The organism is Kitasatospora sp. NPDC101157 (genome assembly GCF_044768255.1).
In the GTDB taxonomy this organism is placed as follows: domain Bacteria; phylum Actinomycetota; class Actinomycetes; order Streptomycetales; family Streptomycetaceae; genus Kitasatospora.
Map to the genome: position 1 here is coordinate 17,204 of NZ_JBIWPL010000042.1, position 26,138 is coordinate 43,341.

Below are 26,138 nucleotides of genomic sequence, written 5' to 3' on the forward strand. Positions count from 1 at the left end.
TTGAAGGCGGCTTCGGTTCCGGACCGGGATCGACCGGCCCGGACGCGCCCCTCAGTCCATCCGGCGCGGGCCTCCGAGCACCTGCTGTTCGGCCTGTCCGGCCACTGCCCGGACGTACTGACGCCGCATCCGGGTGGCCCACAGGGTCAGGTCGTCGCCGAGGGTGGGCAGCGCGGCCACGTCCTCCGGCGGCAGGGAGAGCACCCGGCCGGTCAGCTCCGCCTCCTGCGGGGAGATCCGCTGCACACCGACCAGGTCGGCCGCGTTGAGCACCCGGGAGGCGTTCGGCCCCAGGTAGGGCAGCAGGGTCAGGGTGGTCTGCCAGGGCGCGGCGGAGAGCCGGCTGCGCGGCGGTCGGGCGCCGAGGTCGCGCACCACCAGGACCGGCGAGGCCACCGAGGCGCCCTGCGGTCCGAGCCGCCCGACCTGGTGGATCGTCACACACGGCTGGCCGCCACCGGCGGCCTGCGCCATCGGGCCCCAGAGCTGCGCGCGGGCAGTCTCCACCGCGACCCGGGCGCCGATCGCGGCCGCCCGCAGCGCGATGACCTGCGCCGTCCAGATGCCACCGACCAGCACCAGGTCGTACGAGCTGGGGCGGAACAGGCCGAGTACCGCGGGCAGTCCCTGCGGGTCGACCCCGATCACCACGCCGTCGTCACCGACCGGGAAGGCCAGTGCGGAGAGGTCGGCGGCCTCCAGCACGTGCTTCTCCCGGCGCGGTCCGCGCAGGCCGAAGCCGGGCAGGATCCGCGGCCTGGTGCGCCGCTGCTCGGCGCCGGGCTGCGGGCCGGGGGCCGGATAGGTCTGGTACGCCATCAGGACGCTCCTCCCAGCGGCAGGGTCGCGAGCATGCCGGGGGCCTGTTCGAGGTCGAGCCGAACCAGGCCGAGGCCGGTGCTCTGCGCCCGGGCCTCCACCTGGCGGCCGACCTGGCCGACCTCGCTCTCGCTGCGCCCGGTCACCCGCAGGTGCCCGCTGACGGTCACCGAGCCGCCGGTGCCGTGCCCGGCGGTGAGGCTGAAGGTGCTGGCCAGCGCGGGGGAGCCGGTGATCAGGTTGACCAGGTCCGGTGCGCCGATCCGGCCGGGGGCGCCGCCGGGCCGGCCGAGCTGCGGCCAGCGGGAGATCCAGTACGTGCTGTGCCAGCGGTCGTCGATCCGCCAGAAGCGGTTGCCCTCCTGGGTGCGGCGGGTGGTGCCGCCGCCGCTGCCGGTGCCCTGGCGCCCGGCCACCGCGATCGGGTTGGCGCAGGTGGCGATGGCCAGGGCGGCGATCAGCTCGCGCTCGTCCAGCACGGTGGCGTTGAACCCGGCGCTGTTGAGCCGCCCGGCCAGCTGGTCGGTGACCCGCTGGAGCGCCTTGCGGGCGCCCTCCTCGCCGCCGCCGCGGGCCCGGACGGCGGTGGCCGCGCGCTCCGGGTCGAGCTTGAGGGCGACCCAGGTCAGCCGCAGTCCGGGGGTGGAGGTGCCGTCCGGCAGTTCGCGGTAGGCGCGGGCGGCCAGCGACTGCTCGGGCAGGTGCGGGGCCGGGGCGGGCTGGGTGTGCTGGACCAGCTGCACCGACTCCAGGGTGATGTCGTCCACGGTGAGCGCCGAGCAGATGACGTCCAGCGGCAGCGGCAGCGCGGTGCGCACCGGGCGCAGCGGCTGGTCCTTGGCCTGGACGAGCAGCACCGAGCTGAGGAAGGTGCCGTCGCCGACCATGCCGGTCTCCCGGCGGACGGGGCGGCCGCCGAAGTCGGCCTCGGTGGCGTGGGTGCAGGTGCGCAGCCCGGGTTCGAGCTCCAGCGCGGGCGCCAGGGCCGGGTCGGTTCCGGGTGGCGGAAGCAGCGTCTTCGCCTGCTTGCGGCGGGACTTGAGGGCGGATCGCACCCGCAGCAGCTCCGGGATGGTGCGGCCGCGCAGCGGGACGACCGCCAGCACCAGCAGGACCAGCGAGACCGCGCCGAAGCCGGCCGCGACCGGGCGGCTGATCGTCCAGCCGACCGCGACCAGGGCGGCCGCGACCTCGACCAGGACGATCTGCTGGAGCTTCAACCGGCCGCCGAGCAGCCCGGGTCGGGGGTTCACGCGCACCTGGACGGCACCGCCGGCGCCGCCCGCCGTCGGTGGGCGGACGGCCGCGGCCTCGGCGGGCGGGCCGCCGCGTCGGGCCCGTCCGGACCGGCGCGACCTCCCGCCGCCCGCGGTGCCGCGGCGTTCTGGAGCGGTCTGGCTTGGCATCCCCCGGTGGCCCTCTCTGATCCGTTGTCGCGGCCCGGCTGGCTGGTTCGCGGACCGTACCCGTACCGTACTCACCGTCTGCTGCCGCATCGTAGAGGGTTCGGGCCGGATCCCGCCCGGCGGGTGCGGACCACGGGGCCGGTCGGGCCGACGGGAGGCCGACCACGTCTGGCACACGTCTGACAGAGGGGGACGACGAGGATGGCATCGCGCCGGGACGAGCTGAACGCGTACACCTTCGCGCGCAAACGCACGGTGGGGGCGTTCCTGCTGCCCTCCGGCGGTGGCAGCGACGAGGACGCGCCGCGCCCGGTGAAGGCGGTGCTGCCGAGCGTGCTGGTCGGGGCGGTGGTGGTGGCCGGGTTCGGCCTCTGGGGGGTGTTCAAGCCCGCCGCGCCGCTGCAGTGGGACAACGGCAAGAACATCATCCAGGGCAAGCAGTCGACCACCCGCTACGTGGTGCTGACGGATCCGGACGGCAAGACCAAGCGGCTGCACCAGGTGCTCAACATGTCCTCGGCGCGGCTGGTGCTGCCGGCGGACGCCAAGGTCGTCGTGGTGGACGACGCCGTGCTGGACCGCTACCCCAACCACGGCCCGACCATCGGGATCCCGTACGCCCCCGACAAGTTGCCGAGCAAGGACCACGCCAGCCAGGCGATGAAGTGGGCGGTCTGCGACCGGCCGGGCTCGGACGACAAGCGGGAGACCGTCAACCAGGCGGTGTTCGTGGCGGCCGGCCCGGACGCGGCGGCGCTCTCCGCCAAGGACCGGATGCTCGGCCCGGACCAGCTGATGCTGGTGCAGCAGGCGGACGAGCAGCAGGTCTCGACCACCTCGGGCCAGTCCGCAGGGGGCGCCGCGCCGGTGTTCCTGGTCGACGCGCAGGGCCGCAAGCACGTGATCGGCCCGAAGTCGGACGACAAGGAGCGCAAGGCGCTGATCACCGCGGTCTTCGGGCCCAACGCGGTGCCGCAGCGGGTCAAGCGGGAGTGGCTGGACACCCTGGTGAACGCCAGCCCGATCGCCTTCCCGGACGTCAAGGGGATGACGGACACCCAGGGCGCCAACTCCGGGGTGAACCTGGGCAACGCGGCGGACCGCCGGATCGGCCGGCTGGTGCACTACCAGGACCGCAACTACGTGGTCGGCAAGGACAGCCTCTTCCTGATCACCCCGTTCCAGGCGGAGCTGATCCGGCAGAACCCGGCCTACCAGGTGCTCTACAAGTACGACCAGGACAAGCGGCCGCGCAGCGACGACATGACCCCGGACGACCAGTCGAGGTTCAACACCGACGTGAAGCTGCCCGACACCCCGGACGACTGGCCGCTGAAGTCCGGTGCGCCGGTGAACAACTGGCAGGACCGCCAGGACCCCAGGCTGGTCGTCTGCAGCACCTACGACGGCATGGCCGAGGACGGGCGCACGCCCAAGCGCAGCGTCTGGGCCGGGACGTCCTACCCGGCGGCGTACAACAACGGCGCGGGGGCGGCGTACGTGACGCCCGGCCACGGCCTGTTCTACCGGGCGGTGGACAACGCGGGCGGCGGCAACCAGCCCGGCGGCAACCAGCCGGGTGCCGGTGCGGCCGGGGCCAACTCCGGTGCGCCCGACGGCTCCGGCAGCGACTTCCTGATCACCGAGACCGGCCTGCGCTACTCCGTCCCGGCCAACAGCGACGGCGGCCACGGCCCCGGCCCGACGCCGGGTGCGAGCGGCGCCGCGAAGACGCCGGTCCCGCAGCAGAGCGCCCCGAACCCCGGTTCCGGAGGCCAGCCGACCCAGAACCCGGACGACCAACCCGGCGGTAACCAGGCACGATTGGGTTACCAGAACGTCCAGCCGCTGCCGGTACCGAAGGAGTGGTCGAACCTGGTCCCGGCCGGTCCGCCGCTGACCGCGAAGAGCGCCGCGCAGCCGCAGAACGCCTGACCGGGCGGGCCCTGCAAAGGAATTGGTCCCAGTGTCATGGTCTGGTAACTACTCAGCGCTCGATGTTGGGTGAGTTGCGTGTGCCGACTACAGTGCTGCTCGACATCACACGGGTGATGCGGCGGCAGGGCCCTGGGGCCCTCCGTACACACAATGTTTGTCTCATGGGGGATGGTGGAGCATGAGTGACGGCCAGTTCACGGTGACCGCACAGGAGATGATGGACTTCGCCGGCAAGATCGAGACGGCGATCGGCCAGATCGAGCAGGAGCGCTCGGCGCTCCAGACGACGGTCGACAACATCACCAGCGGCTGGAAGGGCCAGGCGGCCGACGCCTACAAGTCCCTGCAGACGCAGGTCAACGAGGACGTCAAGAAGCTGAAGGAATCGCTGACCGCGATCAAGCACGCGATCGAGCTGACCACCAAGCACTACGCGAGCGCCGAAGAGGAGCAGAAGGCGCTGTTCGGCCCGCAGGGCTGATCGCCGAGCTGATCACCACTCTGTTCCGACCGTCCGCCCGCCGGGGCGCCCGCGGCTGAGTGCCGGGTGCTCCGCATCCTCGTCAAGGAGACATTGTGTCCGACCACATTCTCGTCAACTTCCAGACCCTGCACCAGGCGTCGCAGGACGTGCAGAACTCGGCCAACAAGATCGAGAGCATGCTGTCCGACCTGCGCAAGGAGGTCGTCAAGATCTCCCAGGGCTGGCAGGGCCAGGCCCAGCAGGGTTACAACGCCCAGCAGGCCAAGTGGGACAGCTCCGCCCAGAACCTGAAGGACACCTGCGCCAAGATCTCCAGCTCGCTGGAGAGCGCCGCGCAGAGCTACCAGCAGACCGAGAAGAAGAACGCCGGTCTCTGGGGCTGATCGACCGTTCCCGGACGGGAACGACAGGGGCGGGTACCCGGGCTTCCGGGCACCCGCCCTTCGGCGCGTGGTGCGGCACGGGGTGGAGAACATGAGGGGTGGCAGGGTGTCCGGACGCGGGTTCCGTAGGACGGCCGCGGCGCTGGCCGCGCTCGTGGTGCTGGGCGGCCCGCTGACCGCCCCGGCGTACGCGGACGGGCCCGGGCTGGCCTCCGCCGGTGACTGCCCCAGGCCCGCGCCCGACGTGCAGACCGTGCCGTGGTCCCTCCAGCGGCTGCTGCTGGACGAGTTGTGGCAGGGCGGGAGGACCACCGGCAGCGGCGTGCGGGTCGCGGTCATCGACACCGGCGTGGACGACGGCAACCCGCAGCTGGCCGGCAAGGTGGACGCGGGCCCCAGCCTGCTGGTCGACAAGCAGAACAACAAGCCGGTCGAGGGCACCTCCAAGAACGACACCGTCGGTCACGGCACCAAGGTGGCCGGCATCATCGCGGCGGGCCGCAGCGACCGGACCGGCTTCGTCGGACTGGCCCCCGATGCCAGGATCTACGCGATCCGGCAGAACGACAGCGAGGGCAACGGCGACGTCTCCAGCCTCACCGCGGCCATCAACGACGTCGTCAAGAACAACAACGACGTCATCAAGAACAAGGGCCCGAAGACGTCCCTGATCAGGGTCATCAACATCTCCCAGGACGTGCGCGGCGCGGGCGACGCCCACTTCGGCGGCTACCAGGAGCTCAGGACCGCGATCCAGGCGGCCGAGGACGCCGACATCGTGGTGGTCGCCTCCAGCGGCAACGACGGCAAGGAGGGCGACACCTACCCGGGCGCCTTCCCGACCGTGCTGTCCGTGGGCGCCTCCGACCGCAACAACGAGCGCGCGCCGTTCTCGCAGTACGGCTCCTTCGTGAAGGTCGCCGCGCCCGGCGTCGAGATGCTCTCGACGGTGCCCGGCGGCGGCCAGTGCGTGGACAACGGCACCAGCTTCGCCGCCCCGTACGTCGCCGGGCTCGCCGCCCTGCTGGTCGGCGCCCACCCGGACTGGACGCCGGCCCAGGTGCGGGCCTGGATCGAGCAGAGCGCCCAGCGCACCGAGCGCGGCCCCAACGAGTTCATCGGCTGGGGCGTGGTGGACCCGGTCAAGGCCGTCACCAAGGCGCCCGAGAACCCGCCGTCCGAGGCCGTCCCGGACGCCCCGGTGCAGCTGGCCTCCGCCCCGATCGTGCCGGCGCCGGTCGGCCTCGGCGAGACCCAGGCCGACCGGGACGGCCGCACCGCCACGTACGTGGTCGGCGCGGGCGCGCTGCTGGTGGCCCTGCTGATCGGCGGGGGCGTGGTGCTGCGCGACCACCGCCGCAAGTCCGCCGACTGAGAAATCCCCGGAACGCCTGTAACGCCGGCGCCCGTTCACCGCATCCATCAGGTGTCAGGGGCACACGGACGCGGGGGAGCGGCGGGCGATGGGGTGGATGAGGGGTGGCCGCGAGGCCAAGGACGCCGAGTTCCTGGAACTCGTCTCCAGCCGCACCGGCCACCTCTACCGCTCGGCCTGTCTGCTCACCAGCGGCGACACCCACTACGCCGAGGACCTCGTGCAGGAGGCCCTCAGCCGGATGTACGTGCTCTGGCGGCGCAGCGCCTTCACCGGCGGCCGGAACCGGATCGAGAACCCGGCGGCCTACACCCACACGGTGATGGTGCGCACCTTCATCGCCCAGCAGCGCCGCCGTTCCAGCGGCGAGCGCCCGACCGAGACCCTGCCGGAGCGGGCGGGGCACGACGCGGACAGCAGTCTGCGGCTGACCCTGCTCGACGCGCTCGGGCGGATGTCGGCGAAGGACCGGGCCGTCCTGGTGCTGCGCTACTGGGAGGACCGCAGCGTCGAGGAGACCGCCGAGGTGCTGCGGCTGTCCTCCGGCGCGGTCCGGACCAGGACCACCCGGGCGCTGGCCCGGCTGCGCACCCTGCTCGGCGACTCGCTGGCCGAACTCGCCGCCCGCTGAAACGTCCGGCGCGGCGAGAACGCCCCCCTGTCCGCCCCCTTCTTTCTCTGGCCTTCCGCGACGCAAGGAGACGGTGATCCGCCATGTCCGAGCCGGACAAGTTCGAAGACGATCTTCTCTATGCCATCACCCGCACGGGTGAGGGCTTCCGCCCCGACCAGGCCGACCAGCCCGGGATGGTCGCGGGCGGGTACCAGCGCGGCCGTCGCCGCTGGCGCCGCCGCTCGGCCGCCGCGGTGGTGGGCGGTGCCGCCGCGCTGGCCCTGGTGGGCACCGGCACGGTGTACCTGACCGGCAAGGGTGCGGCGTCCGGCGGCACCGCCACGGTGGCCGCGGCGTCCGGCGGTGCGGCGTCCGGCTCGACGGCCTCCGGCCCGGCCGTGACCCCGGCCTCGGCCGGCACGCCCAGCGCCAAGGCGGTCACCGGCCCCGAGGTGCTGGCCGCCTTCCAGGCCCTGCTGCCCAAGGGCCAGGTCACCGACGGCACGGGCACCGGCACCGAGCCCGCCCCCGGCAAGCCGGGCGGCGGGGGCAACGCGGGTGCCACCCTGATCTTCGACGACGGCCAGGGCAAGGCTGCGATGGGCATCTCGCTGACCCGCCTGGCGCCGAACGACCCCAACCGGGCGCAGAACACCTGCCCGGACAAGAAGCTGGTGCCGTACGACGCCTGCACCGCGAGCAGCCTGCCGGGCGGCGGTTCGCTGACCGTCTTCCAGGGCTACGAGTACCCGGACAAGCACGTCTCCACCAAGTGGTGGGACGCCAAGCTGATCGGCAAGGACGGCCGGCAGATCGAGCTGTCCGAGTGGAACTCCCCGGCCGAGAAGGGCGCGCCGGACAGCCGGCCGACCCCGCCGCTGTCGCCGGACCAGCTCAGGGCGATCGTCACCGACAAGTCGTGGGACCAGGTCATCGCCGCGATCCCGGAGCCGAAGCCGGTGAAGCTGCCGGACACCGGCAAGGGGTACAGCGCGCGGGAGATCCTGGAGACCACCGCCGAGCTGCTGCCGAAGGGGCTGACCGAGACGGAGACCGCCGGCGACGGCTCCGGCTACGCCAACTTCGTGCTCGACGACGGCAAGGGCAAGTCCCTGGTGCAGCTCAACGTGCAGGACTGGAGCGGTGGGCGGGACTCGGGGGGTCTGTTCGGCGACGCCCGGACGCTGCCGGACGGCACCAAGGTGGTGGTCCGCAAGGAGGGCGGCAACCCGGGCATGTGGACCGTCGACACCCTGCACCCGGACGGTCTGCGGGTGGTGATCAGCTCGTTCAACAGCGGCACCCAGAAGACCCCGGCGACCCGCAAGACGCCGGTGCTGACCGACGACCAGATGCAGGCGATCGCGGCCGCCCCGGTGTGGAAGCTCAAGAAGTAGCGCTCACGGAGTGGCGGGGGGGCGCGGGGGGGGGGGGGGGCGGCCGCGCCCCCCCGCGGGGGGGGGGGGGCGGGGGGCGGGGGGGGGTCCCCGCGCCGGAGTCGCGGCGGGCCACCCCCCCCCTCGGGAGCTCGGGGGGCCCCCGGGGTGTGGGGGGGGGGGGGGGGGGGGGGGGGGGGGGGGGGGCCCGGGGGGGGGGGGGGGGCCGGGGCCCCCCGCGGTGGGGGGGGGGGGGGGGGGAGGGGGGGGTCAGTCCCGCTGGTCCTCGGGGAGGCTGATCACCCACCGGGTGGCCTGCCGGGGGCGCAGGTAGAACAGCCAGTAGAGGGTGGCGAGGGCGGTGATGCCGCCGGTCCACAGCAGCGGTTCGGCGTCCAGCTGGGTCATGACGTAGACCAGGACGACGATCAGCAGCACGGGGACGGCCGGCCACAGCGGCATCCGCCAGGCGGCGGCGTGCTTGTGGTGGCCTCGGCGGGAGAGCAGCGAGGCGACGGCGACCAGCAGGTACATCGCGGTGACGGCGACGCCGGTGATGTTGCTGAGCAGCTCGCCCTTGACGAAGCAGAGCGCGGCGCCGGGCAGGCCGACCGCCAGGGTGGCGATCCACGGGGAGCCGAAGCGGCCGAGGGTGCCGAAGGCCTTGTTGACCGGCTCGGGCCAGGCCTTGTCACGGGCGGAGGCGAACAGCACCCGGGAGTTCTGGATGACCATGACGATGCCGGCGTTGATGATGGCCAGCGCGATGCAGAGGCTGATGAAGGTGCCGACCGCGGAGTTGCTCCAGGCGGTGACCATGCCGGAGATGTCGCCGGAGGTCAGGCTCTGCAGGTCGGGGGCGCCCATGGTGATGGCGGCGACCGGGATCAGGATGATGGCGCTGGAGAGACCGAGGGTCCACAGCACGGTGCGGGACACGGTGCGGCGGGGGTTCTCCAGCTCCTCCGACAGGTAGACGGCCGTGGAGAAGCCCTGGGTGGCGAACAGGGCGATGCCCAGCGCGCCGATGATGGCGCCGATGCCCACCGGGCTGGCGGCGCCGCCGTCGGTGGAGACCAGGCCGTGCAGCAGGCTCGGGTGGTGGGCGTTGGTGTGGGCGAAGCCGAGCACCGAGACCACGCCGGCCGCGATGACCTCCAGGACCAGGAAGATCCCGGTGATCCAGGCGTTGGCGCGCAGGTCGAGCAGGCCGGCCAGAGTGGCGGCCAGCATCACGGCGGCGCCGGCGATCGGCTTGTCGACGTGCAGGACGGGCGCCAGGTAGTCGGCGGTGCCGAGGGCGATGACCGAGGGGACGATCATCACCACGATGAGCGACTGGATGAAGACCAGCCAGCCCGCGAGCCGCCCGGCCAGGGTGCCGACCATCGCGTACTCGCCGCCGGCGCTGGGGATGAGGGTGCCGAGCTCGGAGTAGCAGAAGGCGACCGCGATGCAGAGCACCGAGCCGATGGCGATGGCCAGGGCGGTGGCGCTGCCGATGCTGGAGAACAGCTCGGGCACGATCACGAAGAGCGTCGAGGCAGGGGTGACGCAGGACAGCGTGAGCAGCGTGCCGCCCACGACGCCGATCGAGCGCTTGAGCTGCTGGGGCGCGACCCCGTCCGCCGTGGCGGCTACGTTCTGTGGCGGGCGAAGCGTGTCGGTCATCTGGATTCCGATCGGCTCTGTGCGGTCCTGGGACGGGAGCGGTATCGCCTCCGCTGGCTGGTTGCTCGGGTCTTATCCGGTCGCTCCCGGGCCGCAATGGAACCTTGGGCGTATTGATTGCGTCAACGCCGGAACTGCTTCGGAATCCGTTGCGACGGACGGCATAAACATGCGATCCGATGATCACTTAGGGTCATGGCGCAGTTTGTCCGAGTTGTTACTTTGGCTACATCAGGCATGAATCAAAGGTGAACTCCGCATTGCGCGCCACCATTCAAAGGCTGTGGTTCGGGCGGGGGGTGACACGCCAGGTGCCTTTGGGTCGTACGGCAACTGCCGGGGTGGGTACGGGAACCGCAGCCCCGGCCCGGAAAGATCTAGGTAACGTTTCAGAACCTGGGACGCCGAAGGGGCCGGACTCCGTGGAGTCCGACCCCTTCGATCACGATCCGTAGCGAACGGTCCGCCGGTGCGGCCCGGTCACTGGGCCGGCAGCCAGCCCGTCTGGACCATCTGGCCGTTGGTCGCGCGGCGTGACACGTAGATCCCGCGGCCCGGCGGCAGCGCCTGCGGCTTGACCGTCCCCAGCAGCGCGCCCTCGTCCCGGTTGCCGGAGAGGATGACGCCCTGCCCGCCCAGCTCGCGCATCCGCTGCATCACCGGCTCGTACATCGAGCGCCCGGCGCCGCCCGCGCTGCGGGCCACGATCACCCGCAGGCCGATGTCCCGGGCGAACGGCAGGAACTCGGCCAGCGGCGCCAGCGGGTTGCCCGAGCTGGTCGCGACCAGCTCGTAGTCGTCGACGATCACGAACATGTCCTTGCCGCTGTACCAGCTGCGGTTGCGCAGCTGCTCGGCGGTCACGTCCGGGCCGGGCAGGCGGCGGGCGCAGGCCCCGCGCAGCATGTCCACGACGGCGGCCATGGACGGCTGGGCGGCCGCGTACTCCACCAGGTACTCCTGCGGCACGGTGCCCAGCAGCGCGCGCCGGTAGTCACCGACCACGATGCCCGCCTGGTCCGGGGTGTAGCGCTCGGTGATCTGCTTGATCAGCATGCGCAGCAGCGCAGACTTCCCGGACTCGGTGTCACCGAACACGATGAACAGCGGGTCGGTCTCGAAGTTGACGAACACCGGCGCCAGCTCGGCCTCGTCCACGCCGAAGGACAGGCCGCGCTCCGGGTGCTCGAAGCCCTTCGGCAGCGAGTTGCCGTCCAGGACGGCCGGCAGCATCCGCACCTGCGGGGCGCGCGGGCCGGTCCAGGCCCCGTCGACCGCGGTGACCAGCCCGGCCACGCCGTCCTGCAGGTCCTCCACCGAGGAGGAGCCGTCCAGCCGGGGCAGGCCGCCGAGGAAGTGCAGCCGCTCCGCGGTGATGCCGCGCCCGGCCAGCGACGGGACGTTCTGCGCCACCCGGCGGTCCACCTCGGACTCCATCGCGTCACCGAGCTTGAGCTCGACGCGGTTCTGCAGCAGGTCCTTCAGCGCCGGGCGCACCTCGGCGTACCGGGCGGCGGTGATCACCAGGTGGACGCCGTAGCCGAGGCCGCGCTGGGCGATGTCGCCGATCACCGGCTCCAGCACCTCGAACTCCTGCTTGAAGGTGTTCCAGCCGTCGATCATCAGGAAGACGTCGCCGAAGGCCTCGTCGGGCAGCTGCCCGGCCGCGCGGCGGGCCCGGTACGTCGCGATGGTGTCGATGCCGGTCGCCCGGAACAGCTCCTCGCGCCGGTTCATCACCCCGTGCACCTCGGAGACCATCCGGCGCACCTTGTCCACGTCCAGGCGCCCGGCCACCCCGCCGACGTGCGGCAGTCCGGTCAGTGACTGGAAGCTTCCCGCGCCGAAGTCCAGCAGGTAGAACTGCACCTCGCGCGGGGTGTGGGTGAGGCCGAAGGCGGCCGTCATGGTGCGCAGCACGGTCGACTTGCCCGAGCGGGGGCCGCCCACGATCAGGCCGTGGCCGGCCGCCCCGGAGAAGTCGACCTCCAGGATGTCGGTCTTCTGCTCGCGCGGCTTGTCCACGATGCCGATCGGGGCCCGGAGCCGGCCGCCCGGGTAGCCGGGCGCGGTCAGCCCGCGCTCCGGGACGACCTGCAGCGGCGGCAGCAGGTGGTCGATGCTCGGCGCCTCGTCCAGCGGCGGCAGCCACACCTGGTGCGCGGCCGGGCCCTGGCCGGCCATCCGCTGGACGAAGACGTCCAGCACGGTGTCCACCAGCGCGTCGTCCTGCTCCGCGACCTGCGGCGCCTCCTCCTCCACCGGCTCGGGCGGCAGGTCGACGAAGGCCGAGGTGAACAGGACCGGCTGGGCGTTGACCCGCCGCCCGCCGGTCGACCGCTGCTGGCCCGGCGCCCGGTACGGCCCCGAGACGTAGGCGGCCTTGAACCGGTCCATCACGTCCTCGCCGAACTTCAGGTAGCCCACGCCCGGCACCGGCGGCAGGTGGTAGGCGTCCGGCACGCCGATCGCCGCCCGCGACTCGGCCGCCGAGAAGGTGCGCAGACCGATCCGGTACGAGAGGTAGGTGTCCAGGCCGCGCAGCTTGCCCTCCTCCAGGCGCTGCGAGGCCAGCAGCAGGTGCACGCCCAGGGAGCGGCCGATCCGGCCGATCTGGATGAACATCTCGATGAAGTCGGGCTTGGCGGTGAGGAGTTCGGAGAACTCGTCGATGATCAGCACCAGCGAGGGCAGCGGGTCCAGGGCCGCACCGGCCGCCCGGGCCCGCTCGTACTCGTGGATGTTGGCGTAGTTGCCGGAGCGGTGCAGCAGCTCCTGGCGGCGGTGCAGCTCGCCCTCGATCGCGTCGCGCATGCGGTCGACCAGGGTGAGTTCGCCCTCCAGGTTGGTGATCACCGCGGAGGTGTGGGGCATGTCCGCCATGCCGAGGAAGGTCGCGCCGCCCTTGAAGTCGGCGAGCACGAAGTTCAGCGTCTCCGAGGAGTGGGTCATCGCCAGCGCGAGCACCAGCGTGCGCAGCAGCTCCGACTTGCCGGAACCGGTCGCGCCCACGCACAGGCCGTGCGGGCCCATGCCCTCCAGCGCGGCCTCCTTGATGTCCAGGTAGACGTGCTCGCCGTTGGCACCGACGCCGATCGGCACCCGCATCCGCTCGTGCTGGGCGCGCGGCCGCCAGCTGCGGGCCACGTCGAAGGAGCCCGGGTCGCCCGAGTTCATCATGTCGGTGAAGTCCAGGTTGGACAGCAGCGGCTCGTCGTCCCCGCCGGCCGAGGCCCGGTACGGTGCCAACTGCCGGGCCAGCGCCTCGGACTGCCACAGCGAGAGCAGGTCCGGCTTGCCGGCGTACGTCGCCCCCGAGGCCGAACGCAGCACCAGCTCCTGCGGGTTGACCGTCACCATCAGGTGCCCGCTCGGCTCGTCCACCTCGCCCGGGACGACCTCGATGACGGTCACCCCCTGCACGCCCTCGGGGCCGGCCAGCACCGAGTCGTGCGGCACCCCGGCGCCGTCCATGATGACCACCAGGTGCGGCTGGTCCGCCGCGGGCGCCGCGTCCCGGACGAAGCGCTGGCGGCCGGACAGCTCGTCCTGCAGCAGGTACTCCAGCTCGCCCAGGTCGTGGGCGCTCAGCCGGCGCGAACCCGCGCCGTCCGCCTCCTTGCGGTGCTGGTTGTGCGGCAGCCACTTGGTCCAGTCCCACTCCTCGGCCGCGCCGGGCGCCGCGGCGACCGCGATCAGCAGGTCGTCCGGCGAGTGGAGGGTGGTCAGTTGGGCGATCATCGCGCGCACGTTGCCGTACACCGAGTCCGGGTCCCCGCACACCGTGATGTGGTAGAACGCCCGCAGCGAGACCGCCAACGGCAGGTCCTGCAGGGTGCCGTGGGCCTTCAGGAAGGAGTGCATCGCGGCCGCCGACAGCGGCTCCAGCTCGTCCATCGGCGCGGTCTGCGGCGCCACCAGCGGGGTGGACAGCTGCACCGGCCCGAGGCCCACCCGGATCTGCGCGAAGTCGCCGTCCCCGGTCCGCCGCTCCCACAGCCGCCGGCCGTCCTCGACGATCGACCAGAGCTGGTCCGGTGCCGGGTTCAGGAACAGCAGTGCGCCGCGCTGGCTCTCCGCCGTGCGGCGCACCTGGCGGCGGGTCTGCTGCAGGTACTTGAGGTAGTCGCGCCGCTCGTCCGCCATCGCGGTCGAACCGCCCTTGCGGGCCCGGACGATCTGGGCCAGGACCATGCCGACCGTCGAGACGATCATCAGACCGCCCATGATCTTCATCGGGGCGGCCGCGCCCGGCGAGAAGAAGAACACCGCCGAACCGCCCATGCCGAGCATCGGCAGGATGCTCATCAGCCAGTCCTCGCCGCCCTGCCGGGGCAACTCGGGCGGACTGACCAGCTCCACCGGCTCGTCCGGCACCGTCGGCGGGTACGCCCTGGCCGGTCGCTTGACCATGATCACACCCATGCGTCATCCACCCCGCGGCGTCGATCGATCACTTCGGCATCAGCCCTCACGCGACTGCGCCCGCTCCGGTACGAGGTCACGAGACTGAGGACGCCCCACACAGCGCAGCCCCCGTACCACCGTGCGCAGGCGCCGATACTAACGGTCGGTCCTCGTACCGCCCGCCGGGCCCCGCCCCGCAGCGGAGCCGGGCACGAACCGAGCGGGTAGGGTAACGCCGCGCCAACTCGCGGCCCGGCCGGGCCGGTTCCACAGCCAGACCGCGCGCCGCGTGCGCGGCACCGTCAACCACAGGGGGAGCGCCAAAGTGCGTCGAAGGATCGAGGTGCGGCCGTGACTTCTGCCGCCGCCACGGGCTACTGCCGGGTGACCGTCGTCGCCCCCGACCGCCGGATCGACGTCGCCCTGCCCGAAGACGTCGCACTCGCCGACGTCTACCCTGAGGTGCTGCGGCTGGCCAACCAGAGCCAGCCCGACGGCACCCCCACCGGCTTCCACCTGGTCCGCCGAGACGGCACCGTGCTCGACAGCAGCCTCTCGCTGGCCGCCCAGCAGGTCCGCGACGGCGACCTGCTGGCGCTGCGCCCCTTCGCCGAGTCCCTGCCGCCGGCCGTCTACGACGACGTCGCCGACGCCATCGCCAGCGCCGTCGAGGCCGACCGCCGGTTCTGGACCGTCGACCTCATGCGCGGCTTCGGCCTGATCGGCACCGGGGTGCTGCTCACCCTGCTCGGCTTCGCGCTCTGGTTCTCCGACCTGCGCCACGACATGCACAGCCTGCCCGGTGTGCTGGCCGGCGTCACCGCCGTCGTGCTCACCGCGCTCGCCGGGGTCCGCGCCCGGGTCTACGGGGACGCCCCCGCCGCCGTCGCGCTCGGCCTCGGAGCCCTGCCGCATGCCATGATCGCCGGCAGCGGCGTCATCGCCGTCGCCCACCGGTGGGACGGCCCCGGCCGGCTGCAGTTCCTGACCGGCTGCGTCACCGTCCTGGTGATCGCCGTGCTGCTCGCCGGACTACTGCCGGAGAAGGACGCGGTGTTCGTCGCCGCCGCCTTCGTCGCCACCGCCGGCGCGCTCGCCACCTTCGCCGCCGTGCTGATGCCGGACACCGCGGCCGGGAACATCGCCGCCGTCACCGGAGTCGCCGCCGTCGCCGCGGTCGGCTTCCTGCCCAGCCTCTCCGCCCGCTTCGCCCGGCTGCCGGTCGGCTTCAGTGCCCCCGGCCAGACCCGCACCCGCAGCCGCGACTACGACGAGGAGGCCGAGCGCGCCGAGGCCGTCCAGTACGAGCGGATCGCCCACCAGGCCCGCCGCGGCCACGAGGTGCTGGTCGGCCTGGTCGGCGGCTGCGCCGCGGTCGTGGTCGGCGCCTGCGCCGTCCTCTCCTTCACCGACCGGACCTTCCCCGAACTGCTCGCGCTCGCCCTGGGCATCGCCACCATGCTGCGCGCCCGGCTGTTCCGCTACACCGCGCAGGTCCTCAGCCTCACCGTCGCCGGCCTGCTCGGCCTGTGCCTGCTGATCGTCGGCCTGTCGCTGCACACCCCGCAGTTCATCCTGCGCACCGCCGGCTCCGGCACCGACCTGGACCTGCGCACCATCTGGCTGGCCGCCTCCATCGCCTTCGGCGCCGCGCTGCTCACCGCGATCGCCCTGGTGGTGCCCCGGCTCGGTGTCTCCCCGTTCTGGGGGCGCATCCTGGACCTGGTCGACAGCCTCACCCTGATCTCGCTGGTCCCGCTGGCGCTCGCCGTGCTGAACATCTACCGGCTGGTCCGCGGCGCCACCGGCTGACCCCCGGGCGCCGGCCCCCCACCCGCCGACCGGCCGGGAGGTCGGCACTGGTACGCTTGGCCTCCGAGCGCAGCCGTGTGTCCGCCCCCAGGGGCAGCCGACCGCCGGCCGCACTCGCGACACCGAGTTCTCGCAGAGTCCTGTGCTGTCGACCAGGACCGCTCGGTAGACCTTGAAGGAGTTGCAGTGGCTCTCGCCTCTGACGTCAAGAAGCAGATCATCGCCGAGTTCGGCCAGAAGGAGGGCGACACCGGCTCCCCCGAGGTCCAGGTCGCCATGCTCTCCCGTCGCATCTCGGACCTGACCGAGCACCTCAAGTTCCACAAGCACGACCACCACTCGCGTCGTGGCCTGCTGATCCTGGTCGGCCAGCGCCGCCGCCTCCTGCAGTACCTGGCCAAGAAGGACATCGAGCGCTTCCGTACGCTCGTCGACCGCCTGGGCATCCGCCGCGGTGCCGCCGGCGGCGCCCGCTAAGACCGCCGCTCGGGGCGGCTCCCCACACCGGGGAGCCGCCCCTCGCGCGTATGCCGCGGCGGTTCGGCCGCGGCACCCTGGCATAACAACTCGCGCGCACCTCCCCAGGTGGCCGAGGATTGCACCGTAGGGTTGTGGGCATGCCGGGTGATGGCGCAGCAGCGCGCCACCCGGGCAGCAAGCCCGAACCCCCCGCGGGACGAAGGCTTCAAACGGAAGCCGCCCGCATCCGAGAGAGCGTCCAGACGCGGACCGCCCTTCCCGGCCCGGCAGCCGTGAGGCGCCGGTCCTCGGTAGTGGCCCCCGGAACCCCCGCAGCAGAGCGGGGCACCCCGGAGGCTTCGATCGAAGACCGGCCCGACTGCAGCCCTCCCTGACGGGAGGGCCCGGGGCCAACACCAGGCAGTGCGCGGGGACGCTCTCCCGGAGACGTACGAAAGAGGAGATCTTCCAGGTGGAAGAGAACGTGTTCTACGCCGAGGCCGTGATCGACAACGGTTCCTTCGGCACCCGTACCATCCGCTTCGAGACCGGCCGTCTGGCCCGTCAGGCCGCCGGCTCCGCCGTGGCCTACCTGGACGACGACACCATGGTGCTGTCGGCCACCAGCGCGTCCAAGCAGCCGAAGGAGCACTTCGACTTCTTCCCGCTGACCGTGGACGTCGAGGAGCGGATGTACGCCGCCGGCCGCATCCCCGGCTCGTTCTTCCGTCGTGAGGGCCGGCCCTCCGAGGACGCGATCCTCACCTGCCGCCTGATCGACCGCCCGCTGCGCCCGTCCTTCGTCAAGGGCCTGCGCAACGAGGTCCAGGTCGTCTGCACCGTCATGGCGCTCAACCCCGACCACCTGTACGACGTGGTCGCCATCAACGCCGCCTCCGCCTCCACCCAGCTGGCGGGCCTGCCGTTCTCCGGCCCGATCGGCGGCGTGCGCGTCGCCCTGATCAAGGGCCAGTGGGTCGCTTTCCCGACCCACAGCGAGCTGGAGTCGGCCGTCTTCGACATGGTCGTCGCCGGTCGCGTCCTGCCGGACGGCGACGTCGCGATCATGATGGTCGAGGCCGAGGCCACCGACAAGACCATCAAGCTGATCGAGGGCGGCGCCGAGGCCCCGACCGAGGAGGTCGTCGCCTCCGGCCTTGAGGCCGCCAAGCCGTTCATCAAGGTGCTGTGCGCCGCGCAGTCGCAGCTGGCCTCCCAGGCCGCCAAGCCGACCGCCGAGTTCCCGGTCTTCCTGGACTACCAGGACGACGTCCTCGCCGCGCTGACCGCCGCCGTCAAGGACGAGCTCGCCCAGGCCCTGACCATCCCGGGCAAGCAGGAGCGCAACAACGAGCTGGACCGCGTCAAGGCCGTCGCGGCCGAGAAGCTGCTCCCCGAGTTCGAGGGCCGCGAGAAGGAGATCAGCGCCGCCTACAACGCGCTGACCAAGAAGATCGTCCGCGAGCGCGTCATCAAGGACAAGGTCCGCATCGACGGCCGCGGCGTCACCGACATCCGCACCCTGGCCGCCGAGGTCGAGGCCATCCCGCGCGTCCACGGCTCGGCGCTGTTCGAGCGCGGCGAGACCCAGATCCTGGGTGTCACCACGCTGAACATGCTCCGGATGGAGCAGCAGCTCGACACGCTCTCCCCGGAGACGCGTCGCCGCTACATGCACAACTACAACTTCCCGCCGTACTCGGTCGGCGAGACCGGCCGCGTGGGCTCGCCCAAGCGCCGCGAGATCGGCCACGGTGCCCTGGCCGAGCGCGCCATCCTGCCGGTCCTGCCGACCCGCGAGGAGTTCCCGTACGCCATCCGCCAGGTCTCCGAGGCGCTCGGCTCCAACGGCTCCACCTCGATGGGCTCGGTCTGCGCCTCGACCATGTCGCTGCTGAACGCCGGTGTGCCGCTGAAGGCCGCCGTCGCCGGCATCGCCATGGGCCTGATCTCCCAGGAGATCGACGGTGAGACCCACTACGTCGCGCTGACCGACATCCTGGGTGCCGAGGACGCGTACGGCGACATGGACTTCAAGGTCGCCGGTACCCGCAACTTCATCACCGCGCTGCAGCTGGACACCAAGCTCAACGGCATCCCGGCCTCCGTGCTGGCCGCCGCGCTGAAGCAGGCCCGCGACGCCCGCCTGCACATCCTCGACGTGATGAACGAGGCCATCGACTCGCCCGACGAGATGTCCCCGAACGCGCCGCGCATCATCACCATCAAGATCCCGGTGGACAAGATCGGCGAGGTCATCGGCCCCAAGGGCAAGATGATCAACCAGATCCAGGAGGACACCGGCGCCGAGATCACGATCGAGGACGACGGCACCATCTACATCGGTGCCGCCGACGGCCCGGCCGCCGAGGCCGCCCGCACCACGATCAACCAGATCGCCAACCCGACCATGCCGGAGGTCGGCGAGCGCTACCTGGGCACCGTGGTCAAGACCACGACGTTCGGCGCGTTCGTCTCGCTCATGCCGGGCAAGGACGGCCTGCTGCACATCTCGCAGATCCGCAAGCTGGCCGGTGGCAAGCGCGTGGAGAACGTCGAGGACGTCCTCGGCGTCGGTGCCAAGGTGCAGGTCGAGATCGCCGAGATCGACCCGCGCGGCAAGCTCTCCCTGATCCCGGTCATCGAGGGCGAGGAAGCCGGCGAGGCCGCTTCCGAGTGAAGCGCCGCTAGCTGACCCCTTGCGGCCCGTACGCCTCCCGGCGTGCGGGCCGCACCCCGTTGTCCACGCTTTCGTCCGTACGTGCCGACGCACGTGCGTTTCCTCTGGAGGTACCCACCGTGGCCCAGGCCCCGGCGGTAAAGCAGCGTCCCGGCAGCACCCGGACCCTGCTCAAGGGCGTCGACGGCGCCGGCACGGTGCGCCGCTCCGTCCTGCCCGGCGGCCTGCGGGTCGTCACCGAGACCCTGCCGACGGTGCGCTCCGCGACCTTCGGCATCTGGGTCGGCGTCGGCTCGCGGGACGAGACCCCGCAGCTCAACGGCGCGACCCACTACCTGGAGCACCTGCTCTTCAAGGGCACCGAGCGGCGCAGCGCGCTGGACATCTCGGCGGCCCTGGACGCGGTCGGCGGCGAGATGAACGCCTTCACCGCCAAGGAGAACACCTGCTACTACGCCCGGGTCCTGGACACCGACCTGCCGCTGGCCATCGACGTGGTCTGCGACATGCTCACCGGCTCGCTGATCCGCCCCGAGGACGTCGACGCCGAACGCGGCGTCATCCTCGAAGAGATGGCGATGGCCGAGGACGACCCGGGCGACGTGGTCCACGACCTGTTCGCCAAGGTGATCTTCGGCAGCGGTCCGCTCGGCCGCCCGATCCTCGGCACCCAGGAGACCATCAAGGCGCTCACCCGGGACCAGATCGCTGGCTTCTACCACCGCCGCTACCGCCCGGAGAACCTGGTCGTCGCCGCGGCCGGCAACCTCGACCACCGCAAGGTGGTCAAGCAGGTCGAACGGGCCTTCGCCACGGTGCTGGCCCGCTCCACCGCGGCGCCCGCCGAGGCCCGCCGCGGCGTCAAGGCGCTGCGCACGGCCGGCAAGGTGGAGGTGCTCAACCGCTCCACCGAGCAGGCCCACCTGGTGCTGGGCGTGCCCGGCGTGCCCCGGCACGACGAGCGCCGCTGGGCGATGGGCGTGCTCAACGCGGCCCTGGGCGGCGGGATGAGCTCCCGGCTGTTCCAGGAGGTCCGGGAGAAGCGCGGCCTGGCGTACTCGGTCTACTCGTACTCCTCCTCCTACGCGGACAGCGGCCTGTTCGGCATCTACGCCGGCTGCCAGCCCAAGCGGGTCGAGGAGGTGCTGCGGATCTGCCGCGAGGAGCTGGCCAAGGTGGTCGCCGAGGGCATCACCGAGGAGGAGCTGCACCGCGCGATCGGGCAGATCTCCGGCTCCACCGTGCTCGGCATGGAGGACACCGGCTCGCTGATGAACCGGATCGGCAAGGCCGAACTCAGCTACGGGCACCACCTGTCGGTGGACGACATGCTGGAGCGGATCGCGGCGGTGACCCTGGAGGACGTCCACGAGGTGGCCCGTGATGTGCTGGGCGCGTACCGGCCGTCGCTGGCGCTGATCGGTCCGGTCAACGACAAGCGGGCCGCCAAGCTCGCCGATCTGCTGGTGTGAGACCCGAGACTGCTGGTGAGAGGACTTTCGCTATGACGCTGCGTGTCGCCGTGATCGGCGCCAGGGGACGGATCGGCTCCGAGGCGGTCAAGGCCGTCGAGGCCGCGCCGGACCTGGAGCTGGTCGCCGCCCTCGGGCGCGGCTCCAAGCTGGAGGAGCTGACCGAGGCCGGGGCCCAGGTCGCCGTCGAACTGACCCACCCGGACTCGGTGATGGGCAACCTCGACTACTGCGTCCACAACGGCATCCACGTGGTCACCGGCACCACCGGCTGGACGGACGAGCGGCTGGGCGAGCTGGAGGGCTGGCTCGTCCCGGCCGAGGCCACCGGCCGGCCGCCGCTGCCCGTCGGCGTGCTGATCGCCCCGAACTTCTCCATCGGCGCGATCCTCGGCATGAAGTTCTCGCAGATCGCGGCGAAGTACTTCGAGTCGGTCGAGGTGGTCGAACTCCACCACGACCGCAAGGCGGACGCCCCCAGCGGCACCGCCACCCGCACCGCCCAGCTGATCGCCGCCGCCCGCGCCGAGGCCGGGCGGCCGGAGCAGCAGGACCCGACCACCCACAGCCTGCCCGGCGCCCGCGGTGCCGACGTGGACGGGGTCCCGGTGCACGCCGTACGGCTGCGCGGCCTGCTCGCCCACCAGCAGGTGATGTTCGGCGACACCGGCGAGACGCTCACCATCCGGCACGACTCGCTGCACCACAGCAGCTTCATGCCGGGCATCCTGCTGGGCGTGCGCAAGGTCGTCGAGACCCCGGGGCTGACCTTCGGCCTCGAACACTTCCTGGACCTGTGAGCCCCTCATGACCTCCCGTACCGGTTTCTTCGTCCTGTCCGGCGTGCTGCTGCTGGTCGCCCTGCTCTGCGTGGGGGAGGGCGTCCAGCTGATCGCCACCGGCAAGCCGCTCGGCATCGGCATCGGCCTGTGCGCCTTCGTGATCCCGCTGATCGGCGTCTGGTTCCTGCGCCAGACCGTCCGCTTCGGCCGGGCCAGCGAGCAGCTCGCCCGGGAGCTGGAGGCCGAGGGCGGCCTGCCGGTGGACGAGCTGAAGCGCACCACCGGCGGGCGGATCGACCGGGCCTCGGCCGACGCGGTGTTCGCCCGCCGGCAGACCGAGGCGGAGGCCGCGCCGGGCGACTGGCGGGTCTGGTTCCGCCTCGCGGTGGCCTACGCCGACGCCGGCGACACCCCGCGCGCCCGCAAGACCATGCAGCACGCCATCAAGCTGCACAGCACCGAACCCGCAAGGAGTAACGCGTGAGCGACGAACCGACGGCCCCCAGCTTCCGCAGCGACGTGACGGTGGAGCTGGTCCGCAGCGCCGCCGCGGACTCGGACGTCATCTGGTCGGCCCGGGTGTCGACCGCGGGGGAGCAGTCCCTGGAGGCGCTCCAGCAGGACCCGGAGAAGTCCCGGGGCCTGATCAACTTCCTGATGCGCGACCGGCACGGCACCCCGTTCGAGCACAACTCGATGACCTTCTTCATCAGCGCGCCGATCTTCGTGTTCCGCGAGTTCCACCGGCACCGCAGCGGCTGGTCGTACAACGAGGAGTCCGGCCGCTACCGCGAGCTGGAGCCGGTCTTCTACGTCCCGTCCGAGGAGCGCAAGCTGGTCCAGCAGGGCCGCCCGGGCAAGTACGAGTTCCACGAGGGCACGCCCGAGCAGCACCGGACCACCACCGGGGCGATGGAGGCCGCGTACCGGGAGTCCTACGCCCGCTACCAGGAGATGCTGGCGGCCGGCGTGGCCCGCGAGGTGGCCCGCGCGGTGCTGCCGGTCGGCCTGTTCTCCTCGATGTACGCGACCTGCAACGCGCGTTCGCTGATGCACTTCCTCTCGCTGCGCACCCGGCGGGAGAACTCGGCGGTGCCGTCCTTCCCGCAGCGCGAGATCGAGATGGTCGCCGAGCAGATGGAGGAGCAGTGGGCGCAGCTCATGCCGCTCACCCATGCGGCCTTCGAGAAGCACGGCCGAGTCGCCCCCTGACCTGGGACGACAGGCATATGGGCAGAGTGTCGGGCATGTCTGGATTGCGGCTTTTCTAGCCGCTCCCTACATTCGTGACCACGGATTCCGGTGCTGCCTGAACCCCCGAGCGGGCAGCACCGGAGTCCCACCTCCCCACCCCCGCCTGCTCTACCTGTCCGAACCATGGACCGGCATGGGTACCGTCCCACCGCCTACGAGTAGTTTTGGACGCATGGCTCCGACCTCCACCCCCCAGACGCCGTTCGGCCGGGTGCTGACCGCGATGGTCACCCCGTTCACCGCCGACGGCGCACTCGACCTCGACGGCGCCCAGCGCCTCGCCACGCACCTCGTCGACTCCGGGAACGACGGCCTCGTCGTCAACGGCACCACCGGTGAGTCCCCGACCACCAGCGACGCCGAGAAGGCCCAGCTCGTCCGTGCCGTGGTGGAGGCGGTCGGGGATCGTGCCCACGTGGTGGCCGGGGTCGGCACCAACGACACCCACCACAGCGTCGAGCTGGCCCGGCAGGCGGAGGCCGCCGGGGCGCACGGGCTGCTGGTCGTCACGCCGTACTACAGCAAGCCCCCGCAGGAGGGCCTGTACCGGCACTTCACCCAGGTCGCCGACGCGACCGGCCTGCCGGTCATGGCGTACGACATCCCGGGCCGCAGCGGGGTCGCGCTGAGCCACGAGACCCTGGTCCGCCTGGGAGAGCACCCGCGGATCGTCGCCAACAAGGACGCCAAGGGCGACCTGGGCGCCGCGGCCTGGGCGATCGCCCGCTCCGACCTCGCCTGGTACTCCGGCGACGACATCCTCAACCTGCCGCTGCTGTCGGTCGGGGCCGTCGGCGTGGTCAGCGTCGTCGGGCACGTGGTGTCCGGTGAGTTGAAGGCGATGATCGAGGCCTACCTGGGCGGCGATGTGGCCAAGGCCACCGCGATCCACCAGGGCCTCCTGCCGGTGTTCACCGGTATGTTCCGCACCCAGGGCGTGATCCTCAGCAAGGCCGCGCTGGACCTCCAGGGCCTGCCGGCCGGGCCGCTGCGGCTGCCGCTGGTCGGCGCGACGCCCGAGGAGATCGACCGATTGAAGCAGGATCTCGCCGCCGGCGGGGTACACCTGTAGCAGACACAGACGTGCGCGCCCCGGCTCGCCGGACCCGCCCGGGTCCGCCGCTGGACCGGACCGAAGGCGCGAGAGCACCGACCCAGTAGGAAAACGACACTGAGTACGCACGCCATATGTCTCCGGGGGAGGACCCCGGGCATATGGCGTGCGTCGTGAAGGAGAGTCTTTTGAGCCACCCGCATCCCGAGCTCGGCGCGCCCCCTGCCCTGAAGGAGGGCGCCCTCCGCATCACTCCGCTCGGCGGCCTCGGCGAGATCGGCCGCAACATGACGGTCTTCGAGTACGGGGACCGCATCCTGATCGTCGACTGCGGCGTCCTCTTCCCCGAGGACGAGCAGCCCGGTGTGGACCTGATCCTCCCGGACTTCAGCTACATCCGGGACCGCCTCGACAAGGTCGACGGCATCGTCCTCACCCACGGGCACGAGGACCACATCGGGGCCGTCCCCTTCCTCCTCCGGGAGAACCCGGACATCCCGCTGATCGGCTCCAAGCTGACCCTCGCCCTGATCGAGGCCAAGCTCGCCGAGCACCGCATCCGGCCGTACGTGCTGGAGGTGAAGGAGGGCCAGCGCGAGCGCATCGGCCCCTTCGACTGCGAGTTCATCGCGGTCAACCACTCCATCCCGGACGCCCTGGCCGTGGCCGTCCGCACCCCCGCCGGCATGGTCGTGGCCACCGGTGACTTCAAGATGGACCAGCTGCCGCTGGACGGCCGCCTGACCGACCTGCCGACCTTCGCCAAGCTGGCCGAGGAGGGCATGGACCTGCTGCTGGTGGACTCCACCAACGCCGAGGTCCCCGGCTTCATCCCGCACGAGCGGGACATCTCGGCGGCCCTGCGGAACGTCTTCGCCAACGCCGACCGGCGCATCATCGTCGCCTCCTTCGCCAGCCACGTGCACCGCATCCAGCAGGTGCTGGACGCCGCCCACGAGTACGGCCGCAAGGTCGCCTTCGTCGGCCGCTCGATGGTGCGCAACATGGGCATCGCCCGCGACCTCGGCTACCTGAAGGTCCCCGGCAACCTGATCGTGGACGTCAAGCAGCTGGACGACCTCCCGGAGAAGGAGGTCGTGCTGATCTGCACCGGCTCGCAGGGCGAGCCGATGGCGGCGCTGTCCCGGATGGCCAACCGCGACCACCAGATCCGCATCGTCGAGGGCGACACCGTCGTCCTGGCGTCCTCGCTCATCCCGGGCAACGAGAACGCCGTCTACCGCGTGATCAACGGCCTGACCCGCTGGGGCGCCAAGGTCGTGCACAAGGGCAACGCCAAGGTGCACGTCTCCGGCCACGCCTCGGCCGGTGAGCTGCTGTACTTCTTCAACATCTGCAAGCCGCGCAACCTGATGCCGGTCCACGGCGAGTGGCGCCACCTGCGGGCCGCCGCCGAGCTCGGCATCGCGACCGGCGTGCCGCGCAACCGCGTGGTCATCGCCGAGGACGGCGTCTGCGTCGACCTGGAGAAGGGCGTCGCCCGGATCGTCGGCAAGGTGCGGGCCGGCTACGTCTACGTGGACGGCGCCTCGGTCGGTGACATCACCGAGGCCTCGCTCAAGGACCGCAGGATCCTCGGCGAGGAGGGCTTCATCTCGGTCTTCGTCGCGGTCGACTCGACCAACGGCAAGATCGTCGGCGGCCCGTCCATCCAGGCCCGCGGCTCCGGTATCGACGACAACGCCTTCGCGCCGGTCGTCGCCAAGCTCCAGGAGGCCCTGGACCGCTCGGCGAGCGACGGCGTGCTGGAGCCCCGTCAGGTGCAGCAGCTGGTCCGCCGGACCATCGGCAAGTGGGTCGCGGACAACTACCGTCGGCGGCCGATGATCCTGCCGGTCGTCGTCGAGGTCTGATCTACCCCGCTGGTTTGACGTGGGGCGACCCGGTGCGTAATGTTCTCCGGGTTGCCCCACGGGACGAGCCCCAAGGAAGTCCTCGAATGCGAATGCGAATTCGAGAACGACCGGGAAAACGGACCGAGAAACTCTGATAGAGTTCGGGAGCGCCGAAAGGCGAAAGCCAAATCGGGTGAATGAGACTCCGGAAAACGGAGCGGAAAACATCTGATAAGCTGGAAACACGAAAGAACGAAGCGCCCGGAGGGCCCGCTGGAAGGCGGTCCGAAGGAAGCG

At 71.7% G+C, this 26,138-nt stretch carries 19 protein-coding genes; 15 read left to right on the top strand and 4 right to left on the bottom strand.

The features are described 5' to 3' along the window. Nucleotides 1-51 precede the first annotated feature (51 nt). The gene (locus ACIRVF_RS40805; protein ID WP_402829751.1) at nt 52-819 is read right to left on the bottom strand and encodes a hypothetical protein; all 768 of its coding nucleotides are present in this window, start codon (nt 817-819) and stop codon (nt 52-54) included. After that, nucleotides 819-2,072 (bottom strand): type VII secretion protein EccE, encoded by a 1,254-nt coding sequence (gene eccE, locus ACIRVF_RS40810; protein WP_402829752.1) that lies wholly within the window; start codon nt 2,070-2,072, stop codon nt 819-821. Before eccE ends, ACIRVF_RS40805 begins: the two co-directional genes overlap by 1 nt. A gap of 354 nt (nt 2,073-2,426) precedes the next feature. Here eccE and ACIRVF_RS40815 point away from each other — a divergent pair, with 354 nt between their 5' ends. The 6 genes from ACIRVF_RS40815 to ACIRVF_RS40840 all read left to right on the top strand — a co-directional run bounded on the left by ACIRVF_RS40815 (nt 2,427) and on the right by ACIRVF_RS40840 (nt 8,415). Continuing rightward, a complete protein-coding gene (locus tag ACIRVF_RS40815) occupies nt 2,427-4,160 on the top strand; it encodes a type VII secretion protein EccB (protein ID WP_402829754.1) in 1,734 nt (577 codons plus the stop codon). 181 nt (nt 4,161-4,341) lie between these two features. Beyond that, nucleotides 4,342-4,644 (top strand): WXG100 family type VII secretion target, encoded by a 303-nt coding sequence (locus tag ACIRVF_RS40820; protein ID WP_402829755.1) that lies wholly within the window; start codon nt 4,342-4,344, stop codon nt 4,642-4,644. Nucleotides 4,645-4,739: 95 nt separating this feature from the next. Next, nucleotides 4,740-5,030: a WXG100 family type VII secretion target gene (locus tag ACIRVF_RS40825; RefSeq protein ID WP_402829757.1), complete on the top strand. Its 291-nt coding sequence runs from the start codon at nt 4,740-4,742 to the stop codon at nt 5,028-5,030. A 106-nt stretch (nt 5,031-5,136) separates the two neighbouring features. After that, nucleotides 5,137-6,405: a S8 family serine peptidase gene (locus tag ACIRVF_RS40830; protein ID WP_402829759.1), complete on the top strand. Its 1,269-nt coding sequence runs from the start codon at nt 5,137-5,139 to the stop codon at nt 6,403-6,405. A gap of 97 nt (nt 6,406-6,502) precedes the next feature. Then, nucleotides 6,503-7,036, top strand: coding sequence for a SigE family RNA polymerase sigma factor (locus ACIRVF_RS40835; protein WP_402829779.1), 534 nt, complete (start codon nt 6,503-6,505; stop codon nt 7,034-7,036). 83 nt (nt 7,037-7,119) lie between these two features. Next, entirely contained in the window at nt 7,120-8,415 is a 1,296-nt protein-coding gene (locus ACIRVF_RS40840) for a hypothetical protein (RefSeq protein WP_402829761.1), read from the top strand. A 249-nt stretch (nt 8,416-8,664) separates the two neighbouring features. Here ACIRVF_RS40840 and ACIRVF_RS40845 read toward each other — a convergent pair whose 3' ends face one another. After that, nucleotides 8,665-10,065 carry an APC family permease gene (locus ACIRVF_RS40845; protein WP_402829763.1) on the bottom strand — a complete coding sequence of 467 codons (1,401 nt, stop codon included), beginning with the start codon at nt 10,063-10,065 and terminating at the stop codon, nt 8,665-8,667. A gap of 480 nt (nt 10,066-10,545) precedes the next feature. Continuing rightward, the gene (gene eccCa, locus ACIRVF_RS40850) at nt 10,546-14,490 is read right to left on the bottom strand and encodes a type VII secretion protein EccCa (protein ID WP_402829764.1); all 3,945 of its coding nucleotides are present in this window, start codon (nt 14,488-14,490) and stop codon (nt 10,546-10,548) included. Between the two features lie 333 nt (nt 14,491-14,823). Here eccCa and eccD point away from each other — a divergent pair, with 333 nt between their 5' ends. The 9 genes from eccD (at nt 14,824) to ACIRVF_RS40895 (ending at nt 25,859) form a co-directional block, all read left to right on the top strand. Beyond that, nucleotides 14,824-16,284 (top strand): type VII secretion integral membrane protein EccD, encoded by a 1,461-nt coding sequence (eccD, locus tag ACIRVF_RS40855; protein ID WP_402829766.1) that lies wholly within the window; start codon nt 14,824-14,826, stop codon nt 16,282-16,284. A gap of 186 nt (nt 16,285-16,470) precedes the next feature. Continuing rightward, nucleotides 16,471-16,761 (top strand): 30S ribosomal protein S15, encoded by a 291-nt coding sequence (gene rpsO, locus ACIRVF_RS40860; RefSeq protein WP_030289909.1) that lies wholly within the window; start codon nt 16,471-16,473, stop codon nt 16,759-16,761. A gap of 454 nt (nt 16,762-17,215) precedes the next feature. Then, nucleotides 17,216-19,423 carry a polyribonucleotide nucleotidyltransferase gene (locus ACIRVF_RS40865; protein ID WP_402829768.1) on the top strand — a complete coding sequence of 736 codons (2,208 nt, stop codon included), beginning with the start codon at nt 17,216-17,218 and terminating at the stop codon, nt 19,421-19,423. 119 nt (nt 19,424-19,542) lie between these two features. Beyond that, nucleotides 19,543-20,895: a M16 family metallopeptidase gene (locus ACIRVF_RS40870; protein WP_402829770.1), complete on the top strand. Its 1,353-nt coding sequence runs from the start codon at nt 19,543-19,545 to the stop codon at nt 20,893-20,895. 32 nt (nt 20,896-20,927) lie between these two features. Next, nucleotides 20,928-21,695, top strand: a complete 768-nt coding sequence (gene dapB / locus ACIRVF_RS40875) for a 4-hydroxy-tetrahydrodipicolinate reductase (RefSeq protein ID WP_402829772.1) — start codon at nt 20,928-20,930, stop codon at nt 21,693-21,695. 7 nt (nt 21,696-21,702) lie between these two features. Further along, nucleotides 21,703-22,161 carry a hypothetical protein gene (locus tag ACIRVF_RS40880; protein WP_396539121.1) on the top strand — a complete coding sequence of 153 codons (459 nt, stop codon included), beginning with the start codon at nt 21,703-21,705 and terminating at the stop codon, nt 22,159-22,161. Beyond that, nucleotides 22,158-22,889, top strand: coding sequence for an FAD-dependent thymidylate synthase (thyX, locus tag ACIRVF_RS40885; protein WP_402829773.1), 732 nt, complete (start codon nt 22,158-22,160; stop codon nt 22,887-22,889). The genes ACIRVF_RS40880 and thyX overlap by 4 nt, the downstream gene beginning before the upstream one ends. Nucleotides 22,890-23,103: 214 nt before the next feature. Beyond that, complete coding sequence (dapA, locus tag ACIRVF_RS40890) at nt 23,104-24,003, top strand: 4-hydroxy-tetrahydrodipicolinate synthase (protein WP_402829774.1); 900 nt, start codon at nt 23,104-23,106, stop codon at nt 24,001-24,003. 170 nt (nt 24,004-24,173) lie between these two features. Further along, a complete protein-coding gene (locus tag ACIRVF_RS40895) occupies nt 24,174-25,859 on the top strand; it encodes a ribonuclease J (RefSeq protein ID WP_402829776.1) in 1,686 nt (561 codons plus the stop codon). Nucleotides 25,860-26,138: the final 279 nt, after the last annotated feature.